This window comes from Bradyrhizobium sp. SZCCHNRI3052, assembly GCF_032484895.1.
In the GTDB taxonomy this organism is placed as follows: domain Bacteria; phylum Pseudomonadota; class Alphaproteobacteria; order Rhizobiales; family Xanthobacteraceae; genus Bradyrhizobium.
Genome location: NZ_JAUETW010000001.1, coordinates 157,768 through 169,650, shown reverse-complemented (window position 1 = coordinate 169,650; position 11,883 = coordinate 157,768). Strand labels below are relative to the sequence as shown.

Genomic DNA, 11,883 nt, shown 5'->3' with positions numbered 1-11,883 from the left:
CCACCCCGGATCGCCCCGCCGCAGCCGATCAGGCCGGCACGGGCTCGCCTTCGGCGTGGCGATGCTTCTCAGGCAGATAGGCCAGGAGCATTTCGCGGACCAGGGCGGGGCTCTTGGAGTCGCGGATCATCAGGATTCCGTCGATGATCAGCGTCCGGTTGGTTTCCTCGTCCAGCAGCTTGCCATGCAGCTTGTCGGCGATCGGCAGACAGATCAGGTTCGACACCAACGCGCCGTACAGGGTCGCGAGCAGCGCGGTCGCCATGAACGGGCCGAGCTTCGAGGGGTCGGTCATGTTGGCGAACATCTGCACCATGCCGATCAGCGTGCCGACCATGCCGAACGCCGGTGCGCAGTCGCCGATGGCGCGATAGATCTTGCTGCCTTCGTCGAGGTGCATCAGGAAATTGTCGCGGTCACGCTCGAGATTGTCGCGGATGAATTCGAGGTCGTAGCCGTCGGCCACGTAGCGGATTCCCTTGGCGAGGAACGGCTCGTCGGTCTCGACCTTTTCCAGGCCGACCGGGCCCTGCTTGCGCGCGATCTCGGCAATGCGGGCGAGCTCGTCGACGAGCTCGCGGGCCGACAGGCGGCTCATGGTGAAAGCGTACTTCATTCCAAGCGGAACGCCGTGCAGCATGACGCCCAGCGGGAAGCGAATCATGGTGGCTGCGATCGAACCGCCGAAGATGATGATTGCGGCGTGCTCGCTGACGAACATCTCGAGATCGCCGCCCAGCAGCATCATCGTCGCGATGACGATCACGCCAGCCACGAGCCCCGCACTCGTCATAATATCCATGAGTCAACTCCACCCGCGTACGCAAACCACGACCCTGCCGGACCGACGCGGTGCTTCTGGACCGCATGTCACGAGACTAGATGTCCGCCATTAAGGACGAGTTACTGAATTCGGTAGGCATAATGAAACGTAAACAGCAGCGCCGCAGACCACGCCGACTCGCTCAAGCGGCTGAGGATCCGGACTTGAGCAGGTTCGCCGCGGCGAAGACGGCCGACTGATCGAATGATCGCTGCATCTTGTGGACCATCTCCAGCATCTGCGCCGGCTCCATCGTCGCCGATCCCACCTCGAGTTCGCGCGACAGGCGCGACAGCGCCGAGAAACCGAACGTCGCCGACGAGCTCTTGATCGAATGCGCCTCACGCCTCAGTTCGAGGCGATCCTCGAACTTGGCCGCAAGCGTGCCGAACTTTCCGGACGTATCGTCGAGGAACGTGCGCAGGACCTCCAGCGCATCCTCTTCGCCGAGCTCGGAGACCAGGATCTGATAGACGGATTCGTCGAATTGCACCCAGTCGGTCATGCGACAAGCCTTTCCTTGTGTGTGGCAGCGGCCGCGCGAAGCAGAGCGGCATTCAGTCGATCGCGCGTGACCGGCTTGGTCACGAAGTCGTTCATGCCGGCGTCCGTGCAAGCCAGATGATCCTGGCTGGTGGCGTTGGCCGTCAGGGCAACAATGTAGATGTCCTGGGCGGGCGGCGGCAGCGAGCGGATCATCCGCGTCGCCGTCAGCCCGTCCATCTCGGGCATCATCATGTCCATCAGCACGAGATCGTAGGCCTGCCTCTGCACGGCCGCGATCGCCTGGGTTCCGTTCTCGACGATGTCGTAGCGGTGACCGAGCTTGTCCAGGAGCTTCTTGATGACGAACTGATTGGTCAGATTGTCCTCGGCAACGAGGATCTTCAGCGGCTCGAGGCTGCCCGGACGTTCCTCGGCGATCGTCTCACCGACCGGCACGATGGTCGCCTCGGGCGCGCTCACCTGCTCGACGTCCGGCTGCGTCTGGACCTGGATCGAGAAGGTGAAGGTGCTTCCCTCCCCCACCTTGCTCTGCACCGTGATGTCGCCGCCCATGCAGGTGACGAGGCGCTTGCAGATTGCGAGCCCCAGACCGGTGCCGCCAAAGCGGCGCGAGATGGAATTGTCGACCTGCGAGAACTGCTTGAACAGCCGGCTGACGGCGTCTGCGGGAATGCCGACGCCGGTATCGGCGATCGAGAACACCAGCGTCAGGTGCGGCCCGGCAAGGTTCTCGGCACGGACATCGATATGGACGCCGCCCGATTCGGTGAATTTGAGCGCATTGCCGACCAGGTTGAACAGCACCTGGCGCAATCGCGCGGGATCGCCGACCACGTAGTTCGGCACCTCCGGCGCGATCGAGGTCGTCAGCTGCAGACCCTTTTCCTTGGCGCGGGACACCAGCAGCTCGGCGGTCGCCGTCACCGACCGGTGCAGGTCGAACTCGATGTGCTCGATCTCCAGACGATCGGCATCGAGCTTGGAGAAGTCGAGGACGTCGTTGAGCAGCTGCAACAGATAGTCGGCCGACTCGCGCAAGGTGGTCGCGATCTTGCGCTGCTCCGGCGCGAGGTCCGCCGACAGCAAGAGATCGGCAAGGCCGATGACGCCGTTCATCGGCGTGCGTATCTCATGGCTCATCATCGCCAGGAATTCGGAGCGCGCCCGCGTACCTGCCTCGGCGGCATCACGCGAGGCGGCAAGCCCCGCCTGATAGCGCGCAATCAGGATCGTGATGATGCCGATGACCACCGTCAGCAACGCTCCGACCAGCAGATCACGATCGCGGTTGAGCTTGAAGGCGCTGAAGATCTCCTCGAAGGCCTGACCGACGATGACCACCAGCGGCAGATCATTGATGCGCTGGAACGAGTAGATGCGCGTGACGCCGTCGATCAGACTTTTGAAGGTGTAGAAGCCGCTGCTTCTGTGCTGAATGGCGCTCATCACCGGGCTGCCGGCGAGCGAGGATCCGACGCCCCCTGGACCCGCAGAGGCCCGTGCGCGCACGATGCCGTCGAGACCGAGCAGTGTGACATTGCCCTTCTTGCCGAGATCGACCGAATTGTAGAAGCTCGACAGATATTCGGGGTCGAGCGAGACCACCACGACGCCGCCGAACGAACCGTCCGGCATGATGATGCGGCGGGTCAACTGGATCGACCATTTGTTGGAGACACGGCCGAAGATCGGCTTGCTGATGAAGAGAAAATCATCCTTGCCGTCGACATGAACGCGGAAGTGCTCGCGGTCGCGCAGGTCGAGGCCCCGCATCTTCGGATCGATGTTGCTTGACAGCATGATGCCGTCCTTGCCGATCACGACGACCTGAAACGAGAAGTCGGACAGGAACTGGCTGTTCTTCGACCATAGCGACATGTCGAAGTTGTGCGGGTCCCTGGCATAGGAGTCGCGGACGTAGAGCAAGGTCTGATCTGCCGCGCGGATCGAGCGGATGATCTGCTCCTCGAACGCGCGGGCCAGATTGGCGCCGTTCTTAAGCGCCGACTGCTCGGTGCGCGTATACTCTTCAGAGATGGTGTAGAAGATGCCGGCCCACACCAGGGCGATCGCCGAGAGGCCGATCGCGGCGCTGCCGAAATGTCCGATCAGCCGAACCATCTTGTCGACGGTCCGGTCGAGCCGCCCGAACAACGGCCCGGATTTCGATATCAGCCTGCGCATGTCCTTCGCCCTCGGGCGACATGCCTATCGGGACAGGCTAGCCATCAGGTAAAGCTTGATGGATAAAATCTTCTCAACGAGCGACGGCCGCTCAACCTTCGGCGAATTCCGGCCTGTTTGCGGGTAATTCGTCACCGTGTGCGATATTTTCGGCGGAGGGTCAGCCGTCACCCCGTAGTCATCCGGATGCGGTTGCAGCGTCGCAGTTCGGCGAGCGCCCTGCGCAAGGCCGGCGGGCCGCACCGCCGCGCGGTACGGCTCGCCCATTGGGACCGGAGCGAAGCGACGCTCAATGAATCTCCGCCGACCGCTTCAAGGCGGCCTTGAGCTTCTCGAGCGAGAAATCCGCAGACCGCGCGATCTCCAGGATCGGCGTTTCACGGCGCGCGCACAACTCGGCCGCCTCGGGAAGCTTCGCCGCGATGTCGGCGGGGATGACGATCGCACCATGGCGATCGGAGTGGATCAGGTCGTCCGAGCGCACGGTCATCCCGGCGACGCGGACCTCGCCGCCGAAGCTCTCGGCATGCACCCACGCATGCGACGGACCGATCGAGCCCGCCAGTGCCTGGAAGCCGGCAGCCCATTGCGGGATGTCGCGGATCGATCCATCGGTGATCACGCCGAGGCAGCCGAGCGCCTTGTGGACGTTGCTCTGTACCTCACCCCAGAATGCGCCGTAGCCGATGTCGGGGCCGTCGATATCCTGGATCACGACGATGCGGGGACCATGACCGGTGCCGGCATATTCGTAGTAGTCGGTGCGTCGCCTCGCCTGCTCCTCCGCCGGCAATCCCGATTTGACGACGGACCGGATCGTCGCCGTCCGCGCGTAGCCGACCATGGGCGGCAGATCGGGGAACGGACACACCAGCGGCTTGGTCGTGTAGCCGATCAGGCGCCGCTCGGGCGCCACGATCTCCATCGCGTTGCAGATGGTCGGCGTATCGTAGCGCGCGAGCGCCTCGAGGACGGAAGCAGCGAGGGGCGCGGCGGCAGTGCTTGTCACGGGCGTTTTCTCCGGATGATGCGGACGGCATTCGCGGCCGTCCTTGGCCATCCGGTATAACTGAGGCGCCCAAGCCGGCAAAGCGCGCGCCGGGTCTTGGGCCCTGCGCTCAGTGCAGCCGTTCCGGCGGCCGCTGCCCCTGCTCCACCGCTGGCGCGCCGGTCGGCGCAAAAGCCGTCGTGGATGAAGACGAGGCGTGCGACGCCGCAGCCGCGGCACCAAGGACCGCGGCGTGCCGCGCCGCCTGGTGCCGATACAGCCGCCAGCCGAACGGAAGGCTCAGGATGTAGAGGATCGATCCGGCCGACAGGATGTGCCAGGGATAGACCACCAGCAGCGCCACGAAGAACACCACCGAGGCGAACACCGGCAGCACGAGTTCGGGCGAGACACGCATCCGCGTGGTCTTGCCGGAGAACACCGGCAGCCGCGACACCATCAGGAAGGCGATCAGCAGGGTGTAGAACGCCGTCACCAGCGCCGGCGGCCTCGGCAGGTCCAGGAACGCCAGATAGACGGGCAGCAGCACGGTGATGGCGCCGAGCGGTGCCGGCACGCCGGTGAAGAAATTGGCGGCGAAGGGCGGCTTGTTGGGATCGTCGATGCTGGCATTGAAGCGCGCCAGCCGCAGGCCGCCGCTGATGGCGTACATCATGGCGGCGATCCAGCCGCCGTCGCGCAGCTCATGGAGCTGCCAGAAATACAGGATCAGGCCCGGCGCCACGCCGAAATTGACGAAATCGGCCAGGCTGTCGAGCTCGGCGCCGAACTTCGACTGGCCCTTGATCATGCGGGCGATGCGGCCATCGATGCCGTCCAGGAAGGCGGCAAAGACGATGGCGCCGACCGCGAGCTCCATCCGTCCCTCGGTCGACAGCCGGATCGCGGTCAGGCCGGCGCAGATCGCCAGCAGGGTGATCATGTTCGGCACCAGCAGCCGCACCGGGATCGGGCGGAAACGGCGGCGGCGCAGTTCGGGAGAGTTCACGTCGAAGCTCATGATCACACCACGTGTGGTTTGGCCGGAACCTTGTGCCTGAACACAGCTCAAGGTCCCCTTAATGGGTCACCAGCGGGCAGCGACGGTTCACTGGCTCCGGAACGTCAGGCCGGGCACGGGGACGTCGAAATCGGCCAGGATCGTCTCGCCGGCAATGGCCGTCTGCCCCTCCGAGACCAGAACCTCCGTGCCGTCGGGGAGATAGACGTCGAGCCGCGAGCCGAAGCGGATCAGGCCGAAGCGCTCGCCAGCCCCAATGGTCTGCCCCTCGCGCACGAACGACACGATCCGGCGCGCCACGAGGCCTGCGATCTGGACCACGCCGATGCGGCCATGCGGCGTCGAGATCGCGAGCGAGTTGCGCTCGTTGTCCTCGCTCGCCTTGTCGAGCTCGGCATTGATGAAGGCGCCCGGACGGTAGGCGATCTTCTCGATCCGGCCGGCCACCGGGCTGCGGTTCACATGCACGTTGAACACGCTCATGAAGATCGAGACCCGCAGCAGCGGCCGGTCGCCGAGGCCGAGCTCGGCCGGCGGCAGGGCGCGCGTGATCATGGAGATGCGCCCGTCGGCCGGCGCCACCACCAGCCCTTCCCGCTGCGGCGTGACCCGGATCGGGTCGCGGAAGAACAGCGCGCACCAGACGGTGAGCAGCGTGCCGATCCAGCCGAGCGGGGTGAATATCCAGAACAGGATCAGGCTGACGAGGGCAAATCCCCCGATGAAAGGATAACCTTCCGGGTGGATCGGCGGGATCTGAGCGCGGATGGAATTGCTGATCGACATGGCCTGCTTCGTTGAGTGTTGTCGCTCTGACCTCAGAGCGGACCGCCGCCTTGACTAGGTCGATGGCCGGCGAAGGTCAAAATGAATCCTTAATGCATTCTTGAGTTCAGATCAGGGCGGTTCGCGGCATCATTCGGCGGCACTCGCCACCTGTCCGGTCCGATCGGGCCCGGCCGCGTCCGGCTCGCTCCGATCCGGCGGATTGCGGTTCGGCGCCCCCGCATCGTCGCCGATCTGCGCCAGTTTTTCGCGCGCCTCCTCGGCCTCGCGCTGCCGGTTCCACATGCCGGCATACAGCCCGCCTTTGGCCAGCAGCTCGGCATGAGTGCCGCGCTCGGCAATTCGCCCCCGGTCGAGCACGATGATCTCGTCGGCCGCCACGATGGTCGAAAGCCGGTGCGCGATCACGAGCGAGGTACGATTGCGCGACACGCCATCGAGCGCCTCCTGGATCTCGTGTTCGGTATGGCTGTCCAGCGCCGAGGTCGCCTCGTCCAGCACGAGGATGGGCGGCCCCTTCAGGATGGTGCGGGCAATCGCAACGCGCTGCTTCTCGCCACCGGAGAGCTTGAGGCCGCGCTCGCCCACCTGGGTCTCGTAGCCCTTCGGCGCCATCCGGATCAGACCGTCGATCTGGGCCAGCCTCGCTGCCTCCTCGACGGCGGCGTCGTCCGCATCCCAGCGTCCGTAGCGGATGTTGTAGCGGATGGTGTCATTGAACAGCACGGTATCCTGCGGGACCATCCCGATCTGGGCGCGCAGCGACACCTGGGTAACGTCGCGGATGTCCTGGCCGTCGATCAAGATGCGTCCGCCGGAGACGTCGTAGAGCCGAAACAGCAGCCGCGAGATGGTCGACTTGCCAGCACCGGACGGCCCCACGATCGCGACCGTCTTGCCCGCCGGCACCTCGAAGCTCAGCCCCTGCAGGATCGGCCGCTCCGGCTCATAGGCGAAGCGGACATCGTCGAAGCGGACATTGCCCGAGGTGACCACCAAAGGCGTCGCTCCGGCCGCGTCCTTCACCTCGGCATCGCGCGTGAGCACGCCGAACATCTTCTCGATGTCGATGATCGCCTGCTTGATCTCGCGATAGACCATGCCCATGAAGTTCAGCGGCTGGTAGAGCTGGATCATCATGCTGTTGATCATGACGAAGTCGCCGACCGTGTTGCGTCCCTGACGCACGCCCTGGGCGCACATCAGCATGGCCACCGTCAGCCCGATCGTGAAGATCACGGCCTGCCCGGCGTTGAGCACCGCGAGCGAGGTATAGGTCTTCACGCTGGCCCGCTCGTAGCGCTCCATGGAACGGTCGTAACGCTCGGCCTCCCGCGCCTCGGCGCCGAAATACTTCACTGTCTCGTAGTTGAGCAGCGAGTCGATGGCCTTGGTATTGGCATCCGTATCCGAGTCGTTCATGCGGCGCCGGATCTCGATGCGCCACTCGGTCGCAATGTAGGTGTAGTAGAGATAGGCCGCGACCATGGTGAGCGTGACCAGAACGTAGCGCCAGTCGAACTGCCACAGCAGCACCGCCGTCAGCAGCGAGACCTCGACGATGGTCGGGATCAGCTGCAGGATCACCATGCGCACGATGGTCTCGATCGCGTTGCGGCCGCGCTCGAGCACGCGGGTCAGGCCGCCGGTCTTGCGCTCGAGGTGAAAGCGCAGCGATAATTCATGCATGTGGACGAAGGTGATGGTCGCGAGCTTGCGCACGGCATGCATGGCGACGCGGGCAAAAATACCGTCGCGCCACTGCGTCAGCACCGCCATCAGCACCCGAATCCCGCCGTAGCTTGCCGTCATGACGATCGGCGAGGCCACCAGCCAGAACGCCCAGTTATCGGGCGCGATCGGCGCGGTGTTGGCGCCGGTCAACGCGTCGATCGCCCATTTGAAGGTGAAGGGCAGGACCAGCGTCGCGACCTTGGCCGCGATCAGCAGCACCACCGACCATAGCACGCGCATCTTCAGGTCGGCGCGATCGCTCGGCCAGATGAAGGGCCACAAGTGGCGCAGCGTGCCGGCCAGCGTTCCCTGCTCGAGGGACGAAGGCTGGTTGGCGGCTGGTTCGGAGGAGGAATCGGGCGGCATCAAACGTTCTGGAGCAGCGAGTGTTTTGGCATGTTGTGATGCCGGGCGTTGCCTGCGTCATATAGAGTGTCCGGGCACCGGATGCACCGGTACGTCGACGGAATCCGTTGCCGCGGCGCAGTATTTGCATACTTGTTTTCGGACAAATGGACCCATTCAGCCTGCATCAATCCGTGAAAGCCCGCGAATCCACGTCCTCCGCCCTCGTCTTGACGCCTTTCAACTGCAGTGTCACACCGATCCAATGACTGAAATCCGCACCGTTTGCGTCTATTGCGGCTCCGGCCCGGGGACGAATCCCAGCTTCATCGAATCGGCGAAAGCACTCGGCAAGGCGCTTGCCGAGAACGGCGTCAGGCTCGTCTATGGCGGCGGCTCCATCGGCATGATGGGCGCGGTTGCCAAGGCCGTGCTCGACCATGGCGGCGACGTCACCGGAATCATTCCGGACTTCCTGGTGAAGAAGGAAGTCATGATGCCGCTCAAGGATCTCATCATCACGCCCGACATGCACGAGCGCAAACGGCTGATGTTCGAGCACTCCGACGCGTTCGTGGCGCTGCCCGGCGGCATCGGCACGCTCGAGGAGCTCGTCGAGCAGCTGACCTGGAAGCAGCTCGGACGCCACGCCAAGCCGGTGCTGATGGCCAATATCGACGGCTTCTGGGAACCGCTGTTCGGGCTGCTCGCGCACATGCGCGAGACCGAGTTCATCCGCCCCGGCTTCCAGATCGAGCTGCTCAGGGCCGAACGCGTCGAGGACATCCTGCCGCGCCTGCGCGAGGCCGCCGCCCGCGTCGCCAAGGAAGAGACCGAGATGGCGCCTGAGATCGCCAAACGGCTCTGAGCCCCTACTCGCTCGGGAATGTGACCGCCTCGATCCGGTTGCCATCGGGATCAAGCACAAAGGCCGCATAATAGCGCACGCGATCATGCGGCCGCAGTCCTGGCGCACCGTCGGAAACTCCGCCCGCCTCCAACGCTGCCGCGTGAAACGCATCGACCTCCGCCATGCTCCTGGCTCGCAGGCCCACATGAGAGCCGGTGTCGGCCGGCACGCGCGCCATGGCGGGGCGTAGATTGATCCAGAATTCCGGATAGGCCTTGCCGAAGCCGATGGTCGTGGGGCGCTCGATCAGCCGCGTCAGCCCGAGCGGCGCCAGCGCACGCTCATAGAACCGCGCGCTGCGGACGAGATCGCTGACACCGACGGAGACGTGGTCGATCATGCGTTTGCTCCTGGCCTCTCCAGGTCAATGCGAGGAGCGAAGCGACGAAGCAATCCAGAATCGCGCATTCAGCCCCGGATTGCTTCGCTTCGCTCGCAATGACGGATGCATCATCTCACCCTTTCGCGCCGGACTTCACCAGCTTGTAGAATACCGAGTCCATCAGCGCCTGGAACGAGGCGTCGATGATGTTGGGTGACACGCCGACCGTGGTCCAGCGCTCCCCCTTTTCGTCCTCGCTCTCGATCAGCACGCGCGTGACCGCCTCGGTGCCGCCATTGAGGATACGGACGCGGTAGTCGATCAGCTTGAGGCCGTCGATGAAGCCCTGGTACTTGCCGAGATCCTTGCGCAAGGCGACGTCGAGCGCATTGACCGGGCCGTTGCCTTCCGCCGCCGAGATCAGCCGCTCGCCAGCGACGTCCACCTTGACCACGGCCAGCGCCACCGTGACGCGTTCACCGAGCGCGTTGTAGCGCTGCTCGACATTGACGTCGAACTGCTCGACCCGGAAATACTCCGGCACCGAGCCCAGCGTACGCCGCGCCAGCAACTCGAACGAGGCGTCGGCGGACTCGTAGGCGTAGCCCGCGGCCTCGCGCTCCTTCAGTTCCTCGACGAGGCGCGTCAGCTTAGGATCGCTCTTGCTGAAGGGAATGCCGCCACGCTCCAGCGCCGCAATGACGTTGGATCGTCCGGCCTGGTCGGAGACCAGCACCTTGCGATGATTGCCGACGCGCTCGGGCAGGACGTGCTCATAGGTCTGCGGATCCTTCAGCACGGCCGACGCATGAATACCGGTCTTGGTGACGAAGGCGCTCTCGCCGACATAAGGCGCGTGCCGGTTCGGCGCACGGTTCAGCATGTCGTCGAGCGTGCGCGAGACCTTCATCAGGCCGGCGAGCTGCCGGTCCGATACGGCGATCTCGAACCGATCCGAGAACTCCGTCTTCAGCTTCAAGGTCGGGATCAGTGAGCACAGATTGGCATTGCCGCAGCGCTCGCCGAGTCCGTTCAAGGTGCCCTGGATCTGCCGCACGCCAGCGCGGACCGCGGCAAGCGAGTTCGCCACCGCCTGCTCGGTATCGTTATGGGCGTGGATGCCGAGATGATCGCCCGGCACATGCTTGGCGACCTCGCCGACGATCACCTCGATCTCGTGCGGCATGGTGCCGCCATTGGTGTCGCACAGCACGACCCAGCGCGCGCCGGCCTCATAGGCCGCGCGGGTGCAGGCCAGCGCGAACTCCGCATTCTCCTTGTAGCCGTCGAAGAAATGCTCGCAGTCGAGCATCACCTCGCGCCCCGCAGCCTTCGCGGCGGTCACGCTGTCGCGGATCGAGGCGAGATTCTCCTCGTTGGTGGTCTCCAGCGCGACGCGGACCTGGTAGGCGGATGACTTCGCGACGAAGCAGATCGCGTCCGCCTCGGCCTCCAGCAGCGCCGCCACGCCCGGATCGTTGGACACCGAGCGTCCCGCCCGGCGCGTCATCCCGAAGGCGGTGAAGCGGGCATGGCCGAGCTTGGGCTTGGCGGCGAAGAACTCGGTGTCGAGCGGGTTGGCGCCGGGATAGCCGCCCTCGACATAGTCGATGCCGAGATCGTCGAGCATGCGCGCGATCGCCTGCTTGTCGGCCAGCGTGAAATCGACACCGTTGGTCTGCGCGCCATCGCGCAGGGTGGTGTCGAACAGATAAAGCCGTTCCCTGCTTGTGCCTGCCCTGCTCATGCCTGCGCTCCCCCGGAGCCGAGCGTCTTCTTCATCGTAGTGTTGGCGAGCCACTCGCCATTGATGGAGACGCTATTGCGCTGCTGCGCGACGTAGCCGCGCTTGCGGAAGAATTCGACCGCCGTGTCGCTGGCGTCGACCGACAGACCGGTCGTGCCGCGCGCGCCCGCCAGCTTTTCCAGCGCGTCGCACAGCAGGGCGCCGACGCCCTGCCCGGCCGCATTCGGATGGACATAGAGCATGTCGATGTGATCGTTGCCCTTCAGCGCGGCGAAGCCGACCGGCGAGCCCTGCAGGGTCGCAATCAAGGTGAGCTCGGATGCCAGCCTCTTGCCAAAACCCGTCTCATCCTCAGCAGCGGACGCCCAGGCCTCCTGCTGCTCCTCGCTGTAGTCATCACCGGTCAATTGCTGGATGCTGGCGACGAAGATCGCGGCCAGCACCGGCGCATCAGCGGGAAGAAACGGCCGCAGCGCGGGCCTCGGGAGAGCCTGTCCCATGCGTCACCACATGCCG

Annotated in this window: 11 protein-coding genes; 1 reads left to right on the top strand and 10 read right to left on the bottom strand. The window is 64.8% G+C overall.

What is annotated here, in order from left to right; genetic code table 11:
• Positions 1-28: 28 nt before the first annotated feature.
• The 7 genes from QW887_RS00805 to QW887_RS00775 all read right to left on the bottom strand — a co-directional run bounded on the left by QW887_RS00805 (position 29) and on the right by QW887_RS00775 (position 8,409).
• On the bottom strand, positions 29-802 hold the full coding sequence (locus QW887_RS00805) for a motility protein A (protein WP_315714499.1): 774 nt from the start codon (positions 800-802) through the stop codon (positions 29-31).
• 163 nt (positions 803-965) lie between these two features.
• On the bottom strand, positions 966-1,328 hold the full coding sequence (locus tag QW887_RS00800; protein WP_315749694.1) for an Hpt domain-containing protein: 363 nt from the start codon (positions 1,326-1,328) through the stop codon (positions 966-968).
• Entirely contained in the window at positions 1,325-3,514 is a 2,190-nt protein-coding gene (locus QW887_RS00795) for a hybrid sensor histidine kinase/response regulator (RefSeq protein WP_315749693.1), read from the bottom strand. The genes QW887_RS00800 and QW887_RS00795 overlap by 4 nt, the downstream gene beginning before the upstream one ends.
• A 289-nt stretch (positions 3,515-3,803) precedes the next feature.
• Positions 3,804-4,523: an RraA family protein gene (locus QW887_RS00790; RefSeq protein ID WP_315749691.1), complete on the bottom strand. Its 720-nt coding sequence runs from the start codon at positions 4,521-4,523 to the stop codon at positions 3,804-3,806.
• Positions 4,524-4,632: 109 nt separating this feature from the next.
• Positions 4,633-5,523 (bottom strand): phosphatidylcholine/phosphatidylserine synthase, encoded by an 891-nt coding sequence (locus QW887_RS00785; protein ID WP_315714503.1) that lies wholly within the window; start codon positions 5,521-5,523, stop codon positions 4,633-4,635.
• 87 nt (positions 5,524-5,610) lie between these two features.
• Entirely contained in the window at positions 5,611-6,345 is a 735-nt protein-coding gene (locus QW887_RS00780) for a phosphatidylserine decarboxylase (RefSeq protein ID WP_315714965.1), read from the bottom strand.
• Positions 6,346-6,438: 93 nt separating this feature from the next.
• Positions 6,439-8,409: an ABC transporter ATP-binding protein/permease gene (locus tag QW887_RS00775; protein WP_315749689.1), complete on the bottom strand. Its 1,971-nt coding sequence runs from the start codon at positions 8,407-8,409 to the stop codon at positions 6,439-6,441.
• Between the two features lie 244 nt (positions 8,410-8,653).
• Between QW887_RS00775 and QW887_RS00770 the strand changes: the two genes are divergently transcribed.
• Positions 8,654-9,256 carry a TIGR00730 family Rossman fold protein gene (locus QW887_RS00770; RefSeq protein WP_315749687.1) on the top strand — a complete coding sequence of 201 codons (603 nt, stop codon included), beginning with the start codon at positions 8,654-8,656 and terminating at the stop codon, positions 9,254-9,256.
• Positions 9,257-9,260: 4 nt separating this feature from the next.
• On the opposite strand, the gene QW887_RS00765 is transcribed toward QW887_RS00770, so the two are convergent.
• From QW887_RS00765 to QW887_RS00755, 3 genes are all read right to left on the bottom strand, one after another.
• On the bottom strand, positions 9,261-9,638 hold the full coding sequence (locus QW887_RS00765) for a VOC family protein (RefSeq protein WP_315714506.1): 378 nt from the start codon (positions 9,636-9,638) through the stop codon (positions 9,261-9,263).
• A gap of 115 nt (positions 9,639-9,753) precedes the next feature.
• Complete coding sequence (cimA, locus tag QW887_RS00760) at positions 9,754-11,367, bottom strand: citramalate synthase (RefSeq protein ID WP_315714507.1); 1,614 nt, start codon at positions 11,365-11,367, stop codon at positions 9,754-9,756.
• The gene (locus tag QW887_RS00755) at positions 11,364-11,867 is read right to left on the bottom strand and encodes a GNAT family N-acetyltransferase (protein ID WP_315714508.1); all 504 of its coding nucleotides are present in this window, start codon (positions 11,865-11,867) and stop codon (positions 11,364-11,366) included. The genes cimA and QW887_RS00755 overlap by 4 nt, the downstream gene beginning before the upstream one ends.
• Positions 11,868-11,883: the final 16 nt, after the last annotated feature.